The following is a 23,433-nucleotide window of genomic DNA, read 5'->3' as shown; positions in this document are numbered from 1 at the left end:
GCACAGGCGAATTGGGAAATGCGATGTTGAGAGCGGATGGGCAGACGCGCCCTGTCATTCAGAGAGAGGCCGAAAGGCCGAGCGAAGAATCTGTTGCATTGGCAGTGAGCAATGCTTAGCCTGTACAATGTGGTGGAAGCAGGGCCAAGAGGATACCCAGAGATTCCTCGCCTGCGGCTCGGAATGACAGAAAGGGAGAAGCCACTGGCGGGCGGAAGCGCAGGACAATATGCGATGTATGAGCGGAAAGGGGGCGCAAGCCCTGTCTCAAGTTCTCTCCCTCCGACGCACCCAAAGGGTGCGCCACCTCCCTCATCAGAGGGAGGCAAGGGGGAGAGCGGATGGGCAGACGCGCCCTGTCATTCAGAGAGAGGCCGAAAGGCCGAGCGAAGAATCTCATGCATTGGCAGTGAGCAGCGCTTGGGCTGTGCAGCGTGGTGCTGACAGGGCCAAGAGGATACCCAGAGATTCCTCGCCTGCGGCTCGGAATGACAGAGGGGAAATAGAGGGCGGGCGGGAGCGCAGGACAATGTGCGACGTATGAGCGGAAAGGGGGCGCAAGCCCGTTGGAAGAGCCAACACACACAACCCTTATGGCGGGCGCAGGTGAAGGGGGAAGTGTGGTGTTGAAAGCGGCTAAAGGGGCGGCGGCCCAGGGAGAATAGAGAGAGGAAAAGCACGGCTCCGGGAAAGGAGCCAGGCTTTAATTTGTGGTTTGCGCGGTTAAGAGGGCGGCAGCCCAGGGAAGATAGAAAAAGGAAAAGCCCAGCTCCGGGACTGGAGCCAGGCTTTGATTTATAGTTTGTGCGGTTGAAAGGGCGCAAGCCCCTCTTAGCGGTACATGGCCATGTAGGGGCCATGAGCCTCAATCAGCTCGTCGCACATGGCGATAATATCGTCGATGGACAGCTCGGCGGCGGTATGCGGGTCCAGCATGGCGGCGCGGTAGATGTCCTCCTTGCATCGGGTGCGGGCGGCCTCAATGGTCAGCAGCTGGACGTTGACGTTGGTCATGTTCATGGCGGCCAGCACCGGGGGCAGGGCCCCCACCCGGCAGGGGGTCACCCCGCTGCCATCCACCAGGCAGGGCACTTCCACGCAGGCATCGGCGGGCAGATTCTCGATGAGATGGCCGCAGTTGAGCACGTTGCCCCCGATCTTATAGGGCGCGTTTGTGACCATGGCCTCCATGATGTAGCTGGCGTACTCGTTGCTTCGGGTGTGGGTGATCTTCCCGTCGGCCAGAATTTCGTCCCGCTCTTTCTCCCAGCCGGCGATCTGATTGATGCAGCGGCGGGGATATTCGTCTAAGGGGATGTTGTAGCGGTCGATCAGCTCGGGATATCTGGATTTAATATAGAAGGGATTGTACTCGGCATTATGCTCGCTGGACTCGGTACAGTAATAGCCCAGATGGCGGATGTACTCAAAGCGCACCATGTCGTCATGTTTCCCGGCGGCATTTTTGGCTGCGGCGCGCCGGCGGATCTCCGGGTACAGGTCGTTGCCCTCCCGGTCGCAAATCTCCAGCAGCCAGCCCATATGGTTGATGCCGGCAATCTTCTCCCGCCGGCCGGGGAGCTTATCGGCCATATCCAGGGTCTGGAGCAGTTTTTCCGAGCACACCTGCACGCTGTGGCACAGCCCCACGGTTTTGATGGGCGTGTAGCGCAGCATGTAGCCGGTGAGCATGGCCATGGGGTTGGTGTAGTTGAGCAGCCAGGCGTCCGGGCAGACGGCGGCCATATCATCGGCAAAATCCTGCATGACGGGGATGGTGCGCAGCGCCCGCATGATGCCGCCGATGCCCAGGGTATCGGCAATGGTCTGGCGCAGGCCGTACTTTTTGGGGATCTCAAAATCGATGACGGTGCAGGGCTCGTAGCCTCCCACCTGGATGGCGTTGACCACGAAAGAGGCGCCTTGCAGGGCGGCGCGGCGGTTTTCCACCCCCAGATGGGTGGTGATGCGGGCGCGGCCGGCGTTCACGTTCTCGTTAATGGCGCGGATGATGATCTCGCTCTCGCGCAGGCGCTGGGCGTCGATATCGTACAGGGCGATCTCGCTCTCGCGCAGGGCAGGGGTGCACATGCTGTCCCCCAGTACATTGCGGGCGAAGATGGTGCTGCCCGCGCCCATAAAGGTGATCTTGGTCATAAGGAATTCCCCCTTCATATTTCGTTTGGGGACAAGGTCCCCTTGAACCGCACGTGGGTTGGTGGATGTCATTGGTTGCAGCCCGCCAGAGGCGGGGTGGGTGGTCGTTCTTGAGCGATTTGGGGACAGGGTCCCCTTGAACCGCATGCGGGTCGGTGGGTTTTGCGAGGCAGCGCCCGCCGGGGCGGGTGGCCGTTCTTGAGCGGTTTGGAGACAAGGTCCCCTTGAGCCGCACGTGGGTTAGTAGGTGTTGCGAGGTAGCAGCCCGCCGGGGCGGCGGGAATGTGCCAGCCGCAATAAGGGCATGCGCGCGACCGCATTGGATCACCTTTATGATACCCGCTGGCCGGGGGAGGGGGCGAGGGCCGCAGGTTGCGGAAAATTGTCCATATGTTTCCTGATGGGGTGGGAGATGGGGTTTAGGGGAGGGTCTCTCCCTCCGGTAGGCTGCGCCTGCCACCTCCCTCATCAGAGGGAGGCGAGGGGGAGCGAATAGACGGGAGCGAGGGGGATGGGCGCTTGACGTGTGCGGCGTGGTGCAGACGGGGCCAAGAGGGAGTCAAGAGATTCCTCGCTAGCGCTCGGAATGACAGAGGAAGTGAAGCAAATGGCGGGAGTAGGCGCTGGGCTTGAGGCGAAAGACGGAGCGGCAAAAAGGGCGAAAGCCCCTAAGTGGAGCGCAGGGTAAAACGGCAACGCCACTGGCGGGCGCCGTTCTGAAACGATTACTTTGTAACGAGCGGCAAAAGGGCGGCAGCCCTGCCACAAGGTCTCTCCCACCGGCAGGCTGTGCCTGCCACCTCCCTCGTCAGAGGGAGGCGAGGGGGAGCGAATAGACGGGAGCGAGGGGGAGCGAATAGACGGGAGCGAGGGGGAGGGGGGCTTTGCCGCGGCGGAGCGGTGGGAGCGGAGTGGCGTATGAACTCGTCCCAGCAACGGCAAAGGCAGTCAACTCTCGGTTCGCTGTGGGTTCGGGCTACACGCCTTAAGGCGTTTGCCCTCACCTTACGCTCACCGGGCGCTGCACTCGCTGCATCCGCCACTGGCGGCGCTCGTTCCGCGCCCTCGCGTTGCTCGGAATGGGATCTATAGTGCCCGCGCCCAGTGGGCGAAGAAGGGCGCGATGATCCCTGTGAGCGTGAGGAGAGGACAAGTACCGTAAGGTACGTAGGCCGAACCCACAGCGAATAGAGTGACCCGCGGAGCAAACATTTAATAAAAAAGCGGCAAAAGGGCGGCAGCCCCTAAGTGGAGCGCAGGGTAAAAACGGCAACGCTGCTGGCGGGCACTGTTCTGAAATGACCACTTTGTAACGAACGGAAAAAAGGGCGGCAGCCCTGCCACAAGGTCTCTCCCACCGGCAGGCTGCGTCTGCCACCTCCCTCATCAGAGGGAGGCGAGGGGGGAGCACATCGGGTGCTTGGGTTTTATCTCGCGCTAGACGGCGGGCGGGGGAGCAGGGGGACGCAGGCAGCCCAGAGCGGAAAAAAGGCGAAAGCCCCGCGTGGAATGATGGGACGAGCAAGACTTTTGGCGGGCAAGGGCGCGTGGGGACTCGGGTAGCCCAGAGCGGAAAAAAGGGCGGCAGCCCTGTCACAAAGTCTCTCCCTCCGGCAGGCTGCGCCTGCCACCTCCCTCGTCAGAGGGAGGCGAGGGGGGAGTACATCGGGTGCTTGGGTTTTATCTCGCGCTAGATGGCGGGCGGGGGCGCGTGAGGACGCGGGTAGCCCAGAGCGGATAAAAGGGCGAAAGCCCCTAAGTGGAGCGCAGGGTAAAACGGCAACGCCGCTGGCGGGCACCGTCTTAAAACGCCCACCCTGTAACGAGCGGTAAAAAGGGCGACAGCCCCGCATAGCGGGCGAGGCGCGGGGGCATACTGGGCTTGACAAAAGCGGGCTTTGGCACTATGCTGAATATACCCCCCGGGGGTGGGGGTGGTGCAAAGGCGACGAGGTACGGACCGGTGCAAAGGCCGGTATAAGTGCCGTTATCAAAACCCTACGAAAGGGGAGAGGAAGATGACAAAAAAAGCGTTTGACGTGACGGGCATGACCTGCTCGGCCTGCAGCGCGCACGTGGAAAAGGCGGTGCGCAAGGTGGCGGGCGTGCAGGACGTGCAGGTGAACTTGCTGGGCAACAGCATGAACGTGACCTTTGACCCGGACGCGACCAATGAGGGCGCGATCTGCCAGGCGGTGGAGCATGCCGGGTACGGCGCCTTCCCTAAGGGGGACGAAAAAAGCGGCGGCAAGGCGCAGGCGCAGGATGGCGCAGCGCGAGAGGCCCAGCGCCAGAAAAAGGGACTGATCGCCTCCATCTGCTTTTTGGTGCCGCTGTTTTACCTATCCATGGGGCACATGATGGGCTGGCCGGTGCCGGGCTTCTTTTTGGGCGAGGCCAACGCCATGGCCTTTGCGCTCACCCTGTTTTTGCTGACGCTGCCCATCGTGGCCATCAACCGGCACTACTTTATCAACGGATTTAAATCGCTGTTCCACGGCGCGCCCACCATGGACAGCCTGATCGCCATCGGCTCGGGGGCGGCGCTGGTCTACGGGGTGATCGCCCTGTACCGCATCGGCTACGCGCTGGGGGCGGGGGATATGATGAGCGTGCACCACGCCGCCATGGACCTGTACTTTGAAAGCGCGGGCATGATCCTAACGCTGATCTCGGTGGGGAAATATTTAGAGGCCCGGGCCAAGGGCAAGACCAGCGCGGCCATCGCCCGCCTGGTGCAGATGGCCCCCAAGACCGCCGTGGTGCTGCGGGACGGGCAGGAGACCGAGCTGCCGGTGGCCCAGGTGCGGGTGGGGGACACCGTGGTGGTGCGCCCCGGCCAGGTGGTGCCGGTGGACGGCGAGGTTTTAGAGGGCTACTCGGCCCTGGATGAGAGCGCGCTGACCGGCGAGAGCCTGCCGGTGGAAAAGGGCCCTGGGGACAGGGTGGTGGGCGCCTCCATCAACGGCAACGGGCACTTTACCTTTACCGCCACCCGGGTGGGGGAGGATACCGCCTTTAGCGAGATCATCCGCCTGGTGGAGGAGGCCAGCGCATCCAAGGCCCCCATCGCCCGGATGGCCGACAAGATCAGCGGGGTTTTCGTGCCGGTGGTGATATTCATCGCCCTGGTGGCGGCCGTGGCCTGGCTGATCGCGGGGCAAAGTGTGGCCTTTGCGCTTTCCATCGGCATCGCGGTGCTGGTGATCTCCTGCCCCTGCGCCCTGGGGCTGGCCACGCCCACGGCCATTATGGTGGGCACCGGCAAGGGGGCGGAAAACGGCATTCTCATCAAATCCGCCGAGGCTTTGGAGACCCTGCACGGGGTGAACGCGGTGGTGCTGGATAAGACCGGCACCCTGACGCACGGCAAGCCGGTGCTGGTGGAGGTCATCCCCGCCGAGGGCGTGGAGGAGGACGAGGCGCTGCGCATTACCGCGGCGCTGGAGCAAAAGAGCGAGCATCCGCTGGCAAACGCCATTTTAGAGGCCGCCAAGGCCCGGGGGTTGACGCTGCCCGGCGCGCAGGATTTTACCGCCATCCCCGGAAGGGGGTTAAGCGGCGTGGTGGCGGGCAAGCGCTACTATTTGGGCAACCTGCAACTATTAGGGGAGCAGGGGGCCGAGGCCGGCGCGCTGAAGGCCGCGGGGGAAGCGCAGGCGCAGAGCGGGCGCACGCCACTGTTTCTGGCGGATGGGCAAAGGGCGCTGTGCGTGCTGGCGGTGGCCGATACCTTAAAGCCCACCAGCGCCGCCGCGGTGCAGGCCATGCGGGAGATGGGGCTTGAGGTGATCATGCTCACCGGGGACAACGCGGCCACGGCCCAGGCCATCGCCCGCCAGGCGGGGGTGGATACCGTGATCGCCGACGTGATGCCCCAGGACAAGGAGGCCCAGGTGCGCCAGTTGCAGGCCCAGGGCAAGCGGGTGGCCATGGTGGGGGACGGCATCAACGATGCGCCCGCCCTGGCCCGGGCGGACGTGGGGCTGGCCATCGGCGCGGGGACGGACGTAGCCATCGAATCGGCGGACATCGTGCTGACAAAGGGCGACCTTTTGGGCGTGCCCGCGGCGGTACAGCTCAGCCGGGCCACGCTGCGCAACATCAAGGAGAACCTTTTCTGGGCGCTGATCTACAACACCATCGGCATCCCGCTGGCGGCGGGGGTGTTTTACCTGGCCTTTGGCTGGCTGCTCAACCCCATGTTTGCGGCGTTTGCCATGAGCCTGTCCAGCGTGTGCGTGGTGGGCAATGCCCTGCGGCTGCGGCTGTTTAAGCCCAAGTTGCCGCAGGTGGAGGCCTGCCCGGTGGGGCAAGGGGCCTGTCCCATTGATTTGGAAGAGAATCCCGGCGAAAAGGCGGCCCCTGCCGGGGAGGAAAGCGAGCAAGCGGGGGCAGACCCTGCAAAAAATAAGGAGGAAGAAAAGATGACGAAGGTATTGAAGGTGGAAGGCATGAGCTGCATGCATTGCAGCGCGCGGGTGGAAAAGGCGCTGAACGCTTTGGAGGGCGTGCAGGCCAAGGTGGATCTGGAAAAGGGCGAGGCCACCGTGACTTTAAGCGCAGAGGTGGAGGATGCGGCGCTCAAGGCCGCGGTGGAGGACGCCGGCTACGAGGTAACGGGCATCGCATAAAGCAAAAGGGGTGTGGGGCGTATGATGGCGGACCAGGAGATGATCCTGCGGCTGCTGCGCACGGCGCGCGGGCAGATCGACGGGATCGAAAAGATGGTGGCCCAGGACCGGTACTGCATCGACATCTGCAACCAGATACTGGCGGCGGAATCGGTGCTGCGCAAGGCCAATAAGGAGATCTTGCGCGCGCATATGGGCCACTGTGTGCGGCAGGCCCTGGCCGGGCAGGACGAGGTTCAGGCCGAGGTGAAGGTGGAGGAGATCGTCGGCTTGCTGGATAAGATGAGCAAGTAGCCCGAGGGGCGGGGAAAGGTGCTGGGTTTGAAGCGAAAGGTTGAGCGGAAAGAAGGGCGAAAGCCCTGCTTGGAGTGACGGAGGATGAGTAAAGCCCATGGCGGGCGGAGGGGCTGGGACTGCAGCGAAGGGCCCGGAGCGGAAAAAAGGGCGAAAGCCCAGCCTCGAGGTCTCTCCCTCCGGCAGGCTGCGCCTGCCACCTCCCTCGCCAGAGGGAGGCAAGGACTTTTCCGCGACGGTGTGGTGCAGGATTGGCCAAGAGTGCGTCAGGAGATTCCTCGCATGGCTCGGAATGACGGTGAAGTAATGCGGATGGCGAGGCGAAGGCACGCGGGGACGCGGGTAGCCTAGAGCGGTTGCAAGGGAGATAGCCCAGCTCGGAATGACAGAGAATGAGTAAGGCCTAGGGCGGGCGGAGGGGCTGGGGCTGCAGCGAAGGGCCCGGAGCGGAAAGAAGGGCGAAAGCCCAGCTTGGAATGACGGTGAAGTAATGCGGATGGCGAGGCGAAGGCGCGCGGGGACGCGGGTAGCCTAGAGCGGTTACAAGGGCGGAAGCCCAGCGTGGAATGAGGGAGCGAGTAAAGCCCATGGCGGGCGGAGGGGCTGGGGCTGCAGCGAAGGGCCCGGAGCGGAAAAAAGGGCTATAGCCCGGGACGGCAAAAATCAGCGAAAAAATTGTAAAAAGGGCTTGACCAGAAATGGGTAGCTGCGCTATAATAACGGAGCAGCCAACAAACGGCCTGCCCGTGGGGGTATAGCTCAGCTGGGAGAGCGCTTGAATGGCATTCAAGAGGTCAGCGGTTCGATCCCGCTTATCTCCACCAAAGGAAACACCCGCAATCGTCTGAAAATACAGCGATTGCGGGTGTTTTCTTTTCTTCACTTCGGGAAGCCACCTGCATATACATAGCCTATTTGTAGCCTAATCTATTTCTTCTATTGCTTTTCACAGCCGCTCAATATTCGCCGACGGATAACCGCCGGAGCCGTTGTCCTCAATATCCAAAGTGTGAAAAAGGCGTATGCGGCGCGGACTTTTGGGGTATGCGTAAAATCATTGGCGGGAGCCTGAGGCCGCTATGGGTTTACAGGGGTCTGCGCAGCTTTAAAAAGGTGAGGTTGACCTCGCCGTCGGTGGCGTTGGCTGAGCCGGAATAGGTCAGGGAAAAGGTGGTGCTGGTGGGCGCGTACAGGATAAAATGGGCCGAGCCGGTGGCGCTGGAGCCATTGGCGGTGGTGGCAAAGTAGATGCCCGCCTCCAGATGCGGCGCGTTATTATAATAAGGCGTGATCTGCATGTAGTTGGGGGACTGGAAGAGGGCGGATACCTTGTAGGAAACCAGGTAATACCCCGCGGCCAGGGCGATCTGCGTGGTGCTGGTGAGGGCGATCTGCCCGGTCGGGTCTGTGACGGAAGGGAGCAGGGATATTTGATCTCCCACGGTAAGCGGGGTTTGCGGATTATAAAAGGACGCGAAAACATCGTCGGGCAGGGCGGCAGCAGGGCCGGTAGGCCCGGTAGCACCGGTGGGCCCAGTAGGGCCGGACAGACCCGCAGCGCCGGTAGGGCCGGTAGGGCCAGTCGGCCCGGACAGACCGGTGGAGCCAGTAGCGCCAGTGGGGCCGGACAGACCCGCAGCGCCGGCAGGGCCGGTAGGCCCGGTAGCACCGGTAGGCCCGGTAGCACCGGTGGAGCCAGTAGGGCCGGGCAGACCGGTGGAGCCAGTAGGCCCAGTAGGGCCGGACAGACCCGCAGCGCCGGTAGCGCCGGTAGGGCCAGTAGGCCCGGGCAGACCGGTGGAGCCCGTAGGCCCGGTAGCACCGGTGGGTCCGGTAGGGCCGGTGGGGCCGGACAGACCCGCAGCGCCGGTAGGGCCGGTGGGGCCAGTAGGGCCGGACAGACCCGCAGCGCCAGTAGGGCCAGTAGGCCCGGTAGCGCCGGTTTCGCCGATATGTCCCTCGTCGCCGGTGCGTCCGGCAGCACCTGCGGGCCCGGTGGGGTCGGTAGGGCCGGGCAGACCGGTGGAGCCAGTGGGCCCAGTAGGGCCGGGCAGACCGGCGGAGCCAGTAGGGCCGGGCAGACCGGTGGAACCCGTGGGCCCCGTGGGGCCAGGCAGGCCGCTACCCGCAGGTCCGGTAGCACCGGTAGGGCCGGGCAGACCGGTAGAACCAGTGGGCCCGGTGGGGCCGGTTTCGCCGATATGTCCCTCGTCACCGGTGCGTCCGGCAGCTCCCGCAGGCCCGGTAGGGCCAGTAGGGCCAGGCAGACCGGTGGAACCCGTGGGCCCCGTGGGGCCAGGCAGGCCGATACCCGCAGGACCCGTAGCGCCGGTGGGGCCAGTAGGGCCCATCCACATGGGGCAGCACGGGCAGGGGCAGTTTGCGCAGTTTCTATTGCAGGATGGATAGGAGCAGTACATGAAGATCCCAACCTTAATGATGATTTTACACTATTATATTCCCGGAGCGGGCATGACGTGTTACCGCCCCTTTGCCGGGAGAAGGGCCGGCACGGAAAAAGAAAGAGGAAGGCGTTTGAGGGGTAGCGGAGATGATGAATAAAAATGAAGCGATAGAAGGGGAAGATGGCCCCATACCGCCCCCTCTCACGCGCAGGGGAGTGGCGGCCGGCGTGGGCCTGTGGTAGGATAAAAGGGCGGGGAACGCCCCGCAAAATGCGCCCGGTGCGGCGGAAAGGCGGATTCAATTTGTTCAGGCGCGAAAAGAAGGAACTAAACGCATTGCAAATCAAGCTCAAGCGGGAGTTCCGGATCAACAGCATGCTGCGCTGGCTGTTTGTGTTGACGCTGATCAGCATATTTCTGGGGGTTGCGCTGGTAGTCTCCATCTCGCCCATGATGCAGGCGGGGGCCGATTACATGTGGGCGATGCTGTTTGTGCTGCCCATCCCGCTGGCCTCCATCGTGCTGGGCATCGTATACCGTAAAAAGGGCTACCGGTGCACGAAGAATATCGTGGCCGGGGCGATCGTCGCCCTTTACATCGGCGGAATGGGGCTACCCAGCCTGTTTTTCGGGCCCAGCGGAACGTATGATTATGGTTACGTGGCCCAGGTGGGGCAGGCGGTGGGCGTGGAAATGCCCGAACAGGGCCGGATCACCACCCGGGATTTTGGCACGCGGTTTTCTACCAATGATAAGGTAAACGTGCTGCGGGACAGCCACGTGATCTTTGAAGAGCAGGCGGAGGTGGACCGACTGGGCGGGGCGGTGCTGGAGGATGAGCGGTGGACTACCGACATCAAGACCGAGCAGGTCGGCCTTTTGCCTTACAGCTATGCGGGCATCTTTGAGACCGGGCATTACGACCGGTTTATGATCTACAACGCCACGCTGGATGCGTACAACACCCTGCCCCAAGAATCGGGCGAATATAAGTTTTATTACCTTGCATACAATACCAGCCTGGGTACGATGGACGTGACTGAGTATTACCTGACGGTGCTGGTATAGCGCCAGACGAGCAGGGCTGGGGCGGAAGGCTCCGGCCCTTTTTTTATGCCCGAAGGGCGCGCCTGCAAATTTGGCACAGGGATTTATATTGTATAAATATTGCTTTTTTGCTATAAATTCTGCATTTTTCATTCACTTTTGTTGCTATAATTGTTATAATAAAATCACATATCGGAGTAAATGTGACGGGGAACTCTGATCTATGACGCGAAGGTTGCGCCCGAAGCCGGACGGCAGGCCCGGACGGACGCATGAAACGGCAAAAGAACTGTTGACAAGGAAGTGGTCTTCATCTTTAACGCTGAAGAAAGGAAAGAAAGGATACTGATCGTTGACGATGCTCAGATGAATCGCGCCATACTGGCGGATATGCTGGAGGCCGATTATGAGATCATCGAGGCGGAAAATGGCGTAGAGGCAGTTTCCATCCTGCAAAAACGATCCGGGGAGATCTCGCTGGTGCTGCTGGATATGGTCATGCCCGAAATGGATGGCTTTGAAGTACTGGATGTGATGGAACAGGAACACTGGATGGACAGCATCCCGGTCATCATGATCTCTGCGGAAAGCGACGTTATACAGATGCAGCGGGCTTACGACAAGGGCGTGGTGGACTTTATTTTGCGGCCCTTTGACGAGCGCATCGTCCGCCGGCGGGTCGTCAATACGATATTGCTTTATACCAACCAGAAAAAGCTCATCGAATTGGTGGCGGAGGAGATATGGGAAAAAGAGCGCGTCAGCAACCTGATGATCGAAATACTCAGCCACGTAGTGGAATTCCGCAACGAAGAAAGCGGGCAGCATATTTTGCGCATCCATGTTTTGACCGAGCTTTTTTTGAAGCACCTGGCGGGCAAGACGCAGCGGTACCACCTCTCGCCGGCGGATATCTCGCTGATCGTAATGGCATCCGCGCTGCACGATATTGGAAAGATCGCCGTAGATGAACGCATACTGAACAAACCGGCGCGGCTGACCGATGAGGAGTTTGAGATCATCAAGACCCATACGCTGCTTGGCGCCAAGATGTTGGATAATCTGCCGATCTATACGGACGAACCGCTTTTAAAGGTAGCCTACCAGATCTGCCGCTGGCACCATGAGCGCTATGATGGCCGCGGGTACCCGGATGGATTGGCGGGAGACGATATCCCGATCGCCGCGCAGGTGGTGGCCCTGGCCGATGTGTATGACGCGCTGACCAGCGAGCGGTGCTATAAAAAAGCGTACAGCCATGAAACGGCGGTCAATATGATCCTGGAAGGGCAATGCGGCACCTTCAACCCCCTGCTGATGGAATGCCTCAGGGAGATGGATGACGGGCTGGAGGAGACGATCAAAAAGAGTGAATCGGCCCAAAACCAGCATGAGCTGTGGAAGACGATGCAGGAGGCGCTGCGCAACAAGGATGTAAGCATTTCGGACCGATCCTTACGGCAGCTGAACCATGAGCGGATGAAGGCGAATTTCTACGCCGATATGAGCGGGGAGATCCAATTTGAATATACGCTGGCGCCGGAGATGCTGACTTTATCGGATTGGGGTGCGCGTAAGCTGGGGCTTGAAAAGATCATTGCCGACCAAAAGCATGACCAGGCCATCCGGCAGATCGGCGGGGCGGATAAGCTGGATACCATCAGCAAAGCGATACGTTCCACCACGCCGGAGGCCCCGGTGGTACGCTATGAATGTGAGCTGCACCATGACGGCCAGCCCAGGTGGTACCAGATCGTGGCCAGATCGATCTGGGAGGAGGGCACGCCCCCCAAATATGTAGGGGCTATAGGCAAGGCGGTGGATATACACGAATCGCTGATGCGGCTGATGGAACTGGAAAAACAGGCCTCCTACGACATGATGACAGACCTTCTAAACAGATACTATGCCGAAAGGTATATTAAAGAGCGGCTGGCGAAAAACCAAAACGCTGAATTTGTGCTGGCATTGCTTGATCTGGACGAGTTTAAGCGCGCCAACGACACCAACGGCCATCTGTTTGGGGACCGTATGCTTCAGCACGTGGCACAGCTGCTGCGCCAGGCTGTGCGCGGCAGCGATATCATAGCGCGGGCGGGCGGAGACGAGTTTTTGGTCTTTCTCAAATATACGGAGGATACGGACCTGGATGCCATCATCAGCCGGATATTTAATATGCTGACAGGATCGTACCACGGGTTTAAGATCTCCATCAGCATGGGGGCTGCCCAGACCGCCACGGTGGGTTATGATTATGACAGATTGTTTCAGGCGGCTGACCAGGCCCTTTACAGCGCCAAAAAAGCCGGGAAGGGGCGCTACTGCTATTACGATGCAACCATGCGCAACACGCTTTCCGCCATTTCGCCCATTGACGGGCAGGATAACAAGGCGCCAGATTTGAGAGGGGGAGGCGTACAATGACATTGGAACAGTGTTACTTAGCGGTGGGCGGAGACTACGCCGACGTGCTGGCCCATTTGCGTAAAGAAGAGCGGATCAGAAAATTTCTGCTCCGGTTTCCGGAGGACCCAAGCTATGCGCATTTATGCCAAGCGATGGAGAGCCGGCAATATGACGAGGCGTTTCGCGCGGCGCATACCATTAAAGGGCTATGCCAGAACCTGGGCCTTGGCCGGCTGTACCAATCCGCCAGCAGGCTGACAGAGGCGCTGCGCGCAGGGACGGCGCCTGAGGACGGCGCCCTGTTTAAGCGCGTGCAGGAAGATTATGCCAGCACGATAGCCGCCATCGGCAAGCTGGAAGAGGGAGGATCACAAGCGAGATGAGAAACAAGATATCCCACTTTTTGATCATCAGCCTGCTCGCCAGCGCGCTGTTGTGCATCGGCGTTTTCTCCTCTCTGCTGATTTATATGAACCATAAGCAGGAGGAAACGATCGAAGCTGTAAGCGGAATCTATATGTCCGGGATGAACAGGCAGATCATCAAACAGTTCGGCCTGATCTTTGATAACTACATGGAAGCGGTCGAGCAGATCGACGAGTCGATCACGCCGGATATGGATGAAGCGCAAATATACCAGACGCTGGCTGCCACTGGGCAGACACAGGGATTTGAGGCCCTGGCCTTTTGCTCGGCAGAGGGAAAGATGGAAAAGATATATGGCGAACTGTTTGCTTCGCTGGATCCGGAACCGTTTTTAGCATCGTTAGAGCGGGGGGATAAGAGGATATCAACGGGCGCGGACGCGTCGGGTAACAAGAAGGTTTTGATCGGCGTGCCCCTTCGGGACAGTGTGGCGGAAAAGCTGGGGCATATCTCCCTTATCGCAGCCGTACCGGTTGACAATATCAGCGATGCGCTGAACCTGTACAGCGAGGATATGCTGATCTACTCCTTTGTGATACGCCGGGACGGCAGCTTTGTGATACGGAGCTACGACGCGTATCGGGAAAGCTATTTTGAGCGCATCCGCTCGGAGTATCAGCGGCTGGATGGCAAAGATGCGGAGCAGTATGTGGAGGAGCTCGCCAGCGCCATGCGTAATGGTGAGGACTACTCGGCGGTGTTCCTTGCAAAGCAAGGAGATAAAAGGCAGCTGCAATGCACCGTTTTACCCTATTCGGAGTGGTACCTGATAACGGTGATGCCCTATGGCCCGCTAAATGGGCAGGTAGAACAGATGAGCAGCCAGTGGCTGCTGGCGACGATCGGCAGCTGCGCGGTCATTTTGCTGGCGCTTTTGCTGATATTTATGCGCTATATGCAGCTAAACCGGATGCAGCTAAAGGAGCTGGAGGACGCCAGGCATCTTGCCGAACAGGCCAGCAGATCCAAAAGCGAGTTCCTCTCCAACATGAGCCATGATATACGGACGCCTATGAACGCCATTGTGGGGATGACCGCCATCGCCACGGCCAATATAGACGATACCCAGAAGGTGCGCAACTGCCTGAAGAAGATAACCTTATCCAGCCGGCACCTGCTGGGCCTGATCAACGATGTGCTGGACATGTCCAAGATCGAGAGCGGAAAGATGACGCTGAGCATGGACCGCCTCTCCCTGCGGGAGATGATGGAGGGCATCGTCAGCATTGTACAGCCCCAGGTGCATGCAAAAAAACAGCAGTTTGATATCTCCATCTACGATATTACCGCCGAGACGGTATGCGCGGACGGCGTGCGGCTCAACCAGGTGATGCTCAACCTGCTGTCCAACGCGATCAAGTTCACGCCCGAGGGCGGTACGATCCATGTATCGATGTACGAGGAGTCCTCTCCCGTTGGAGAGGACCATATCCGCGTACACCTGCGGGTAAAAGACAACGGCATCGGCATGACCAAGGAATTTCAGGAAAAGCTCTATGAGGTCTTTGTGCGGGAGGATAACGACCGGATCAAGAGGACCGAGGGAAGCGGCCTGGGCATGGCGATAACCAAATATATCGTGGACGCGATGAAGGGCAGCATCGAAGTGGAGAGCCAGCCGGGCGTGGGAACGGAATTCCACGTTACGCTGGACCTGCAAAAGAGCGCCGAGCGGGAAGAGGAGATGATCCTGCCCGAATGGCACATGCTGGTGGTAGACGACGACCAGCAGATGTGCCAGAGCGCCGCGGCGTCATTGCAATCCATCGGCGTGCGGGCGGATTGGACGTTGGATGGGGAGAGCGCGGTGGAACTGGTGTGCGCGCGCCATGAGGCGCGCCAGGACTACGATATCATCCTGCTGGACTGGAAGCTGCCGGGCATGGACGGCATAGATACGGCGCGGGAGATCCGCCGCCAGCTGAACGAGGATATCCCGATCCTGCTGATTTCGGCCTACGACTGGAGCGAGATCGAGCAGGAGGCGCGGGCGGCGGGCATAAGCGGGTTTATCTCCAAGCCGCTGTTCAGGTCCACCCTTTATTATGGGTTGAAGGCCTATGCGAATCTGCCCGATGAACAGGCGCCCGAGGGTGAAGCGCCGATAGAGCTGGCGGGCCGGCGCATACTGGTGGCAGAGGACAACGAGCTTAACTGGGAGATCGCCCAGGATCTGTTAGAGGATGTGGGCCTGGAACTGGAATGGGCAGAGAACGGGAAAATCTGCGTAGACAAGTTTGCCGGCGCTCCAGTGGGGCGGTATGACGCCATACTGATGGATATCCGCATGCCGGAAATGAACGGATACGAAGCTGCGCAGGCCATTAGAAGCCTTGAGCGCCCGGACGCCGGTATCCCCATCATCGCCATGACGGCCGACGCTTTTGTAGAGGACATCCAAAAATGCATGCAGTACGGGATGAACGCCCATATTGCAAAGCCCATCGACATCGATGAGGTGCTGGGGCTTTTGAAGAAATTCATCCAATAACATGCTGGGGCGCAGCTGGCCGGGCTTTGGCATGAAGCATGCTATGCCAGGGTTGGAGGATGGAACACTGTGAAATAGACGCGCCGCGCGCCCGGGATAAAGGGTGTGCGGCGCCTTTTTTGCGTACCGGCGGGGAAGAGAGCCGATGTCCCCATGAAGCGGCGGGATGGGCGTGCCGCTTGAGCAACGGCGCGCGCCTGCAAATTTGGCCCGGGTCGTGTATAATGGGGGTAAAAGAGGGGGCGCTCAAGGCAAGGGGCGTCCTGCAAAATCAAGGAGGGATGCGCGTGAACATTCAGCAGCTGCGCTACGTGGCGGAGGTAGCCCGGACCCAGAGCATCTCCCAGGCCGCAAAGAACCTGTACATGGGCCAGCCCAACCTGTCCAAGGCCATCAAAGAGCTGGAGGGGGAGCTGGGCATCAGCCTGTTCCGGCGCAACGCCCGGGGGGTGGAGCCCACCGGCGAGGGGCTGCAGTTTCTGCGCCACGCACGGGAGATATTAGATAAAATGGACGCGCTGCAATCCCTGTACGCGCCGCGGGAGGAGGGGGAAAAGCGCCTGGAGGTATCCGCGCCCCGGGCCACCTACATCGCCACCGCCTTTGCCCGGTTCATGGCCGAGTACGCCGCCGGGGACGAGGCGCTGGAGGTGCAGTACAAGGAGACCCACTCCATGGAAGTGATCGAGGATGTGGCGGGCGGGCGCAGCGCGCTGGGGGTGCTGCGCTATCAGGACATCTATGAGGAACACTTTTTAGGACTGTTGGCCGAGCACCACCTGCAGCACGAGCACCTGTGGTCCTTCCGGATGGGGCTGGTGATGCACAAGGACCACCCGCTCTCGCTGCTGCACAACATCCCCTACCTGATGCTGGGGAAATACCCCCAGCTGGTCCACGGGGATTTTCAGGTGCCGGCGCTGCCGCCCGAGCGGCTGGAGAACCTGCAGCGGGTGCAGCAGGTGCAAAAGCGCATCTATATTTACGACCGGGGCAGCCAGTTTGACCTGCTGCGCACCGTGCCGGGGGCCTACCTGTGGGCCAGCCCGGTGCCCCCGGAGGAGCTGAGCCGCCACGGCCTGGTGCAGGTGCGCTGCACGGACGCGGGGGTGAACAAGGACGTGGTGATCTACCCCCGGCGGGAGAGCCTGCCCCCGGAGGGGCGGCGGCTGATCGCCCTGCTGCAGGCGGGGGTGCGCGCGCTGCGGTAGGGAGAGAGGGACAGGCGCTTGATCTGCGCTGCGCGGTGCAGGCGAGGCCAACAGGGCGTAAGGAGATTCCTCGCTCACGCTCGGAATGACAAAGAGGTAAAGCCGCTGGCGGGCGAGGGAAGCGGAGGCAATGGCGAGAGTAAGGAGCGGATAGAGGGGGCGCAAGCCTTACGCTGAATGACAAAGAGGTAAAGCTGCTGGCGGGCGAGGGAAGCGGAGGCAATGGCGAGAGCAAGGAGCGGAATGAGGGGCGCAAGCCCATAAGTGGAATAGGGAAGGATAAAAAGCCGCTGGCGGGCGAAGTAGTAGGAAGTGCTGGGAGCAATGAGCGGATGGGAGGGCGCGAGCCTCACGCTGAATGACAAAGAGGTAAAGCTGCTGGTGGGCGAGGGAAGCGGAGGCAATGGCGAGAGCAAGGAGCGGAACGAGGGGGGCGCAAGCCCATAAGTGGAATAGGGAAGGATAAAAAGCTGTTGGCGGGCGAAGTAGTAGGAAGTGCTGGGAGCAAGGAGCGGACGAGGGGGGCGAAAGCCCTGGTTCAGAGAAACTCCCTCCGGCAGGCATAGCCTGCCACCTCCCTCAAAGAGGGAGGCGAGGGGAGAGAGGAAAGCCGCTGGCGGGCGAGGGAAGCAGGGGCAATGGCGAGAGCAAGGAGCGGATGGGAGGGCGAAAGCCTTACGCTGAATGACAAAGAGGTAAAGCTGCTGGCGGGCGAGGGAAGCGGAGGCAATGGCGAGAGCAAGGAGCGGAACGAGGGGCGCGAGCCCTGGTTCAGAGAAACTCCCTCCGGCAGGCAGGGCCTGCCACCTCCCTCAAAGAGGGAGGCAAGGGGAGAGAGGAAAGCCGGGACGGCGAGGGGCGCAGTTGGCAGAGTGGCGGGAGCGAGAGTGGCGTATGAACTCGCTCCAACAACGGCAATGCCAGGCATCTCTCGGTTCGCTGGGGGGTGGGCTTCACGCCTTACGGCGTTCGTCCTTACCTTACAGAAAGTGAACGAATTAGTATGGGTTTTCGTTCAGTAGAGAACCAAGGCTTCATGCGAAACAGGGAGAAAAGTTAAGGAACGTGTTTTATATGTTAAGGGGGAAGGGGGATTCCGATTTCCCCCTTTACCCCCTTAACAATCCCTAATCCCCCCAAACGGCCACTCCGTGGAGGGGACGGAGGTTTTTCAAACTCTCCGATGCAGATAAGTAGATATATTTTCCAGTCGCTTCGCTTATGTTTCACTGCTCGATATCCATATCTCTCGCCTCCCTCTGACGAGGGAGGTGGCGCGCCCAAAGGGTGCGCCGGAGGGAGAGAGTCTACTGAACGAAAACCCATACCTTTATATGCAAGTGTGTCATTCAGAACGAAGGCGAAGCCGGAGTGAAGAATCTGATGGCGTAGCTGGAAAGAGGCGCTTTATCAGGACTGCGAGGATGCAGGCCGCAGGCGAGAGGTTGTAACGAGATTCCTCGCTCACGCTCGGAATGACAAAGAGGTAAAGCCGCTGGCGGGCGAGGGAAGAAGGGGCAATGGCGAGAGCAAGGAGCGGAATGAGGGGGGGGCGAGCCCAGCTTCAGAGAAACTCCCTCCGGCAGGCAGGGCCTGCCGCCTCCCTCAAAGAGGGAGGCAAGGGGAGAGAGGAAAGCCGCTGGCGGGCGAAGCGGTATGAGGGAAAATTTACATCCCGGGGCGAAATAGGGGTAGTTTCCACGGTGTCAAGGGTGTATAATAAAGGTCAAGGGCCCGCCTTTTGGCGGGGCACAACCGGATAAAGGAGAGATGAAGATGGCGGCAATTGGCGACGAGGTATTGAACCAGTTCCAACAGAAAAAGAAACCCCAGCAGGTGATCGACCCTGAGCGCAGGCTCAAGGTGGGCATCATCGGCACGGGCTGGATCGCGGAATCCCATATCGAGAGTTACCTGCGCATGCCGGATGTGGATATTGTGGCGGGCGCGGACCTGATCGACGGCAAGGCGGAGGCCTTCTTTAAAGATTACGGCGTGGAAAACGTGCGCCTGTACAAAAACCACCACGAGATGCTGGAAAACGAGCAGCTGGACGCGGTCAGCGTTTGTACCTACAACACCACCCATGCGGAGTGCACCATTGACGCGCTGGAGCACGGGGTGAACGTGCTGCTGGAAAAACCCATGTGCGTGACCATGGAGGAGGCGGCGGCCATCATCCGCGCGGAGAAAAAGAGCGGCAAGCTGCTGTCCATCGGCTTCCAGCCCCGGCTGGACGAGAACATGAAGATGATCAAAAAGATCGTGGAATCCGGCGCGTTGGGCGAGGTGTACTACATCCAGACCGGCGGCGGACGGCGCAGGGGCATCCCCAACTCCACGTTTATCGAGCAAAAGACCGCGGGCATCGGCGCGTTGGGCGATATTGGCTGCTACTCGCTGGACATGGTGCTCAACGCCATCGGCTATCCCAAGCCCCTAACGGTGACGGGCTACACCTCCGACTTTTTCGGCACCAGCTACGAGTATTCGGCCCCGGAGAACGCCAGCCGCTTTAATGTGGACGACTTTGCGGCGGCCTTTATCCGCCTTGAGGGCGGCATTATTTTAGACTTCCGCATCGCCTGGGCCATGCACCTGGATACCCCGGGGGATACCATCATCATGGGCAAGAAGGGGTCGCTGCGCATCCCCTCCACCGAGTGCTGGAACGGCACGGTGGGCGGGCCGATGACGCTGTACTACGAGCTGGCGGGCAGCCAGGTGGAGACCATTATCCCCGTGATCGAAAACGAGGGCCCGGGCCTGTTTGATAAGAAGATCCGCTCCTTCCTGGATGCGATCAAGACAAACGGCAAGCCGCCGGTACCCTCCAGCCAGATCCTGTACAACCAGGCCATCATCTGCGGCATTAAGGACTCGGCCGAAGCCGGCCACGAAGTGGAAATTCAGATTCCCGAGGTGTAAACAAAAAACAGACCTGCATGCGGCCCCCGCCATTTTTGGCGGGGGCTTTTGCGTGCCCGGGCGAGTGGAGGGATGGGGGAAAGCCCTGGTGGGGATGATAATAAAGTAAAGATTATGGCGGGAGTGCGGAGCGAGGGGACGCACGGGAGCGCGTGCGGCTAGAGGGGATAGGTCAAGCCCATGGCGGGCGAAAACGGCCAATAAAGGCGGGCTGTTGGAGCGGATGAAGGGGGCGGGGATGATAGTTCTTGCAAGTCCCTTGGCGGGCCGGGGAAGTTTGGCTGATTTGGAAGGCCGTGAGCGGTTATAGGGTGGCAGCCCTGGTGGGAATGGCAGACGGATAAGGCTATTGGCGGGCTGGGGAAGCTTGGCTAATTTGGAAGGCCGTGAGCGGATGAAGGGGCGACAGCCCTGCTTGGAATGGCAGACGGATAAGGCCCTTGGCGGGTTGGGGAAGCTTGGCTGATTTGGAAGGCTGTGAGCGGAACAGGGGGGCGATAGCCCCCTGTCATTCAGAGCGGAAGCGAAGCTGCAGCGAAGAATCTATTGCGTTGGCAGTTGGACGGGCTGGGCGCGGGTTGCGCAAACGGGTGAGATGGAGTAGCTTACATGCTTTGCCCGGCGACGGCGAGGGTAGGCGACTCTCCCTCCGGCGTCCCCCAAGGGACGCCACCTCCCTCGACAGAGGGAGGCGAGGAAGCAGGCGAAATTGCCAAAGCGGGGAAGTGCGGAGCACTTGACCTGCGCAAGAGGGCAAGGCAGGGACAAGCGGTTGTCAAGAGATTCCTCGCGCTGCTTGGGATGGCAGACGGATAAGGCCCTTGGCGGGCTGGGGAAGTTTGGCTGATTTGGAAGGCTGTGAGCGGTTATAAGGGCGATAGCGCCGAGTGCGCTGCGGCTACCTGTGAATAAGCTCATGGCGGGAGCGAGTGCTTGACGAGCCTGGAACCCGTGAGCGGAACAGGGGGCGATAGCCCCGAGAATTCACAAACTGTTCACAGACGGCGCGTTGACAAACGCGGAGGAAGGGCATAGAATATTTAACATAGTTAATTATTAGCATGCTGATAATTAACATGGTTAAAATATGGCGCGAATGTGGCGGGCCCGGCAAGGGCTGCAGGGCAGGACGATAGGACGAGCGCAAAACGCTAAAGGAGGCGAAGGCATGCCAACGCAGGAGGACAGGTGGTTCAGGACCATGCACCGGTTCCGGCAGCTGAACCTGGCGGAGGCGCTGCGGCTGATCCCCCAAGGGGAGATGATGGTGCTAAAGACCATCAAGGAGATCGAAAAGGAGCAGGGGGAGCAGGGGTGCAGCGTGTCGGGCATTGCCAGGCGGCTGACGATCTCTCCGCCGGCGGTGAGCCGCTCGGTACGGCATCTGCGGGAAAAGGGATACCTGGAGGCGGTGACTGTGGAGCGCGACCGGCGGGGCGGGTACCTGAAGATCACCCCGCTGGGGCACGAGGCCATGGCGCAGGATCTGGCGCGCATCAAGGCATTTATGCAGCGGGCGGTGGCCCACCTGGAACCCGGGGAGCTGGATGAGTTTTACCGCATCTTCCAAAAGCTGTACCAGGGCTTTTGTGAGGAGATGGAGCGGGTGCGCCAGGAGCAGGGCCTGGACGAGCGGATGCGGCCCGGGCCGGGGCACGGGGTGCGCCGGGCGGGGTTGGAGCGGCACGGACGCGGATAGGCAGGTGGCCTCCCCGCAGAAAAATGGCAAAAGCTGCGCGCGGAGAAGAACGGGGATCGCTTTTGCCGGGATGAGAACGCCCACCACCGCCTTTTCGGCGGTCCCCTCCCTCAAACGAGGGAGGCAAGGGGCGAGAGGATGGGCGGGGCGGGGAGCGGAAGGCACTTTGCCCTGGCGGAGAAGGTAGGGCTGGGCTAAGCGGGTGTAAAGAGATTCTTCGCTCGGCAAGCCTCGCTCTGAATGACGGTTTGAAGGGTGAAGCTGCTGGCGGGAGCACGGAGCGAGCGCCGCCAGTGGCGGATGCAGCGAGTGCAGTGCTCTGTGAACGTGTGGCAAGGGCGAGTGACGGAAGGAACGAAGCGCGAGCCCACAGTGAACAGAGGGTATGTGAGGGCTTTACGCTTCAGATAGAGCGGCTGAAGGGGACGAAAACCCCTACTCCCTCCGTCAGGCTGCGCCTGCCACCTCCCTCAAACGAGGGAGGCAAGGGGAAAGCGGATGAGCGGAGCGGGGAGCGGAAGGCACTTTGCCCTGGCGGAGAAGGTAGGGCAGGGGCTAAGAGGGTGTAAGGAGATTCTTCGCTCGGCAAGCCTCGCTCTGAATGACGGTTTGAAGGGTGAAGCTACTGGCGTGCCTTGCAAGTGAAGGCTTTACGCTTCAGATAGAGCGGCCAAGAGGGGCGAAAGCCCCTACTCCCTCCGTCAGGCTGCGCCTGCCCCCTCCCTCAAACGAGGGAGGCAAGGGGCGAGAGGATGGGCGGAGATGTGGAGAGAAAGCAAAGCTACTGGCGTGCCTTACAAGTGAAGGCTTTACGCTTTAGATAGAGCGGCCAAGAGGGGCGAAGCTCCCCCTGAGAGAGAAGCTCGAGAACAAGAAGCCTATGGCGGGCCTTGCAAGTTAAGGCTTTACGCTTTAGATAGAGCGGTTAAGAGGGACGAAAGCCCCTACTCCCTCCGTCAGGCTGCGCCTGCCACCTCCCTCAAACGAGGGAGGCAAGGGGCGAGCGGATGGGCGGAGCGGGGAGAAAAGGGCACTTTGTCCTGGCGGAGAAGGTAGGGCTGGGCTAAGAGGGTGTAAAGAGATTCTTCGCTCGGCAAGCCTCGCTCTGAATGACGGTTTGAAGGGTGAAGCTGCTGGCGGGAGCACGGAGCGAGCGCCGCCAGTGGCGGATGCAGCGAGTGCAGTGCGCTGTGAACGTGTGGCAAGGGCGAGTGACGGAAGGAACGAAGCGCGAGCCCACAGTGAACAGAGGGTGTGTGAAGGCTTTACGCTTCAGATAGAGCGGCTAAGGGGGGGCGAAAGCCCCGCGAGCGTAGATGTGGAGAAAAAGCAAAGCTACTGGCGGGCTTTACAAGTGAGGGTGCTACGCTTTAGATAAAGCGGCTAAGAGGGACGAAGTCCTCACAAGTGGAGATGTGGAGAAAAAAGCAAAGCCGCTGGCGGGCTTTACAAGTTAAGGCTTTACGCTTCAGATAGAGAGGCTAAGGGGGACAAAGTCCCCCCTGAGAGAGAAGCTCGAGAACAAGAAGCCTATGGCGGGCTTTACAAGTGAAGGCTTTACGCTTCAGATAGAGCGGCTAAGAGGGGCGAAGTCCCTACAAGTGGAGATGTGGAGAAAAAGCAAAACCGTTGGCGGGCGTGGAGGCTGGGGTGCCTTGTAATACTTGGAGCGGCTAAGGGGGACAAAGTCCCCGCGAGCGTAGATGTGGAGAGAAAGCAAAGCTATTGGCGTGCC

Annotated in this window: 11 protein-coding genes and 1 tRNA gene; 10 read left to right on the top strand and 2 right to left on the bottom strand. The window is 60.4% G+C overall.

Annotated features, from left to right (window positions below; all coding sequences use genetic code 11):
• Window positions 1-831: 831 nt before the first annotated feature.
• Complete coding sequence (gene melA, locus H8699_RS09950) at window positions 832-2,157, bottom strand: alpha-glucosidase/alpha-galactosidase (protein WP_249285565.1); 1,326 nt, start codon at window positions 2,155-2,157, stop codon at window positions 832-834.
• A 2,018-nt stretch (window positions 2,158-4,175) separates the two neighbouring features.
• Between melA and H8699_RS09945 the strand changes: the two genes are divergently transcribed.
• The 3 genes from H8699_RS09945 to H8699_RS09935 all read left to right on the top strand — a co-directional run bounded on the left by H8699_RS09945 (window position 4,176) and on the right by H8699_RS09935 (window position 7,909).
• A complete protein-coding gene (locus tag H8699_RS09945) occupies window positions 4,176-6,791 on the top strand; it encodes a heavy metal translocating P-type ATPase (RefSeq protein ID WP_249285564.1) in 2,616 nt (871 codons plus the stop codon).
• A gap of 21 nt (window positions 6,792-6,812) precedes the next feature.
• Window positions 6,813-7,085: a metal-sensing transcriptional repressor gene (locus tag H8699_RS09940; protein ID WP_249285563.1), complete on the top strand. Its 273-nt coding sequence runs from the start codon at window positions 6,813-6,815 to the stop codon at window positions 7,083-7,085.
• 748 nt (window positions 7,086-7,833) lie between these two features.
• Window positions 7,834-7,909 (top strand) — tRNA-Ala (locus H8699_RS09935).
• Between the two features lie 261 nt (window positions 7,910-8,170).
• Here H8699_RS09935 and H8699_RS09930 read toward each other — a convergent pair.
• A complete protein-coding gene (locus H8699_RS09930) occupies window positions 8,171-9,436 on the bottom strand; it encodes a collagen-like protein (RefSeq protein ID WP_456237271.1) in 1,266 nt (421 codons plus the stop codon).
• A gap of 357 nt (window positions 9,437-9,793) precedes the next feature.
• On the opposite strand from H8699_RS09930, the gene H8699_RS09925 reads away from it, so the two are divergent.
• From H8699_RS09925 to H8699_RS09895, 7 genes are all read left to right on the top strand, one after another.
• Entirely contained in the window at window positions 9,794-10,558 is a 765-nt protein-coding gene (locus H8699_RS09925) for a hypothetical protein (protein WP_249285562.1), read from the top strand.
• A gap of 282 nt (window positions 10,559-10,840) precedes the next feature.
• On the top strand, window positions 10,841-12,961 hold the full coding sequence (locus H8699_RS09920) for a bifunctional diguanylate cyclase/phosphohydrolase (protein WP_330605228.1): 2,121 nt from the start codon (window positions 10,841-10,843) through the stop codon (window positions 12,959-12,961).
• On the top strand, window positions 12,958-13,326 hold the full coding sequence (locus H8699_RS09915; RefSeq protein WP_249285560.1) for an Hpt domain-containing protein: 369 nt from the start codon (window positions 12,958-12,960) through the stop codon (window positions 13,324-13,326). Before H8699_RS09920 ends, H8699_RS09915 begins: the two co-directional genes overlap by 4 nt.
• Window positions 13,323-15,860: a response regulator gene (locus H8699_RS09910; protein WP_249285559.1), complete on the top strand. Its 2,538-nt coding sequence runs from the start codon at window positions 13,323-13,325 to the stop codon at window positions 15,858-15,860. Before H8699_RS09915 ends, H8699_RS09910 begins: the two co-directional genes overlap by 4 nt.
• A gap of 287 nt (window positions 15,861-16,147) precedes the next feature.
• Window positions 16,148-17,071 (top strand): LysR family transcriptional regulator, encoded by a 924-nt coding sequence (locus tag H8699_RS09905; protein WP_249285558.1) that lies wholly within the window; start codon window positions 16,148-16,150, stop codon window positions 17,069-17,071.
• 1,776 nt (window positions 17,072-18,847) lie between these two features.
• Window positions 18,848-19,999 (top strand): Gfo/Idh/MocA family protein, encoded by a 1,152-nt coding sequence (locus tag H8699_RS09900; RefSeq protein WP_249285557.1) that lies wholly within the window; start codon window positions 18,848-18,850, stop codon window positions 19,997-19,999.
• A 1,168-nt stretch (window positions 20,000-21,167) separates the two neighbouring features.
• On the top strand, window positions 21,168-21,698 hold the full coding sequence (locus H8699_RS09895) for a MarR family winged helix-turn-helix transcriptional regulator (protein ID WP_249285556.1): 531 nt from the start codon (window positions 21,168-21,170) through the stop codon (window positions 21,696-21,698).
• Window positions 21,699-23,433: the final 1,735 nt, after the last annotated feature.

The organism is Luoshenia tenuis, assembly GCF_014384745.1.
GTDB lineage: Bacteria > Bacillota > Clostridia > Christensenellales.
The sequence above is the reverse complement of the archived record's forward strand: the minus strand, read 5'-3'. Positions and strand labels throughout refer to the sequence as shown.

Bases quoted from the DNA above. Each gene is read 5' to 3' on its own strand.
- H8699_RS09915 (WP_249285560.1), top strand. From the start codon at position 12,958: ATGACATTGGAACAGTGTTACTTAGCGGTGGGCGGAGACTACGCCGAC.
- H8699_RS09940 (WP_249285563.1), top strand. From the start codon at position 6,813: ATGATGGCGGACCAGGAGATGATCCTGCGGCTGCTGCGCACGGCGCGC.
- H8699_RS09945 (WP_249285564.1), top strand. From the start codon at position 4,176: ATGACAAAAAAAGCGTTTGACGTGACGGGCATGACCTGCTCGGCCTGC.
- melA (WP_249285565.1), bottom strand. From the start codon at position 2,157: ATGACCAAGATCACCTTTATGGGCGCGGGCAGCACCATCTTCGCCCGC.
- H8699_RS09895 (WP_249285556.1), top strand. From the start codon at position 21,168: ATGCCAACGCAGGAGGACAGGTGGTTCAGGACCATGCACCGGTTCCGG.
- H8699_RS09900 (WP_249285557.1), top strand. From the start codon at position 18,848: ATGGCGGCAATTGGCGACGAGGTATTGAACCAGTTCCAACAGAAAAAG.
- H8699_RS09930 (WP_456237271.1), bottom strand. From the start codon at position 9,436: ATGGGCCCTACTGGCCCCACCGGCGCTACGGGTCCTGCGGGTATCGGC.
- H8699_RS09910 (WP_249285559.1), top strand. From the start codon at position 13,323: ATGAGAAACAAGATATCCCACTTTTTGATCATCAGCCTGCTCGCCAGC.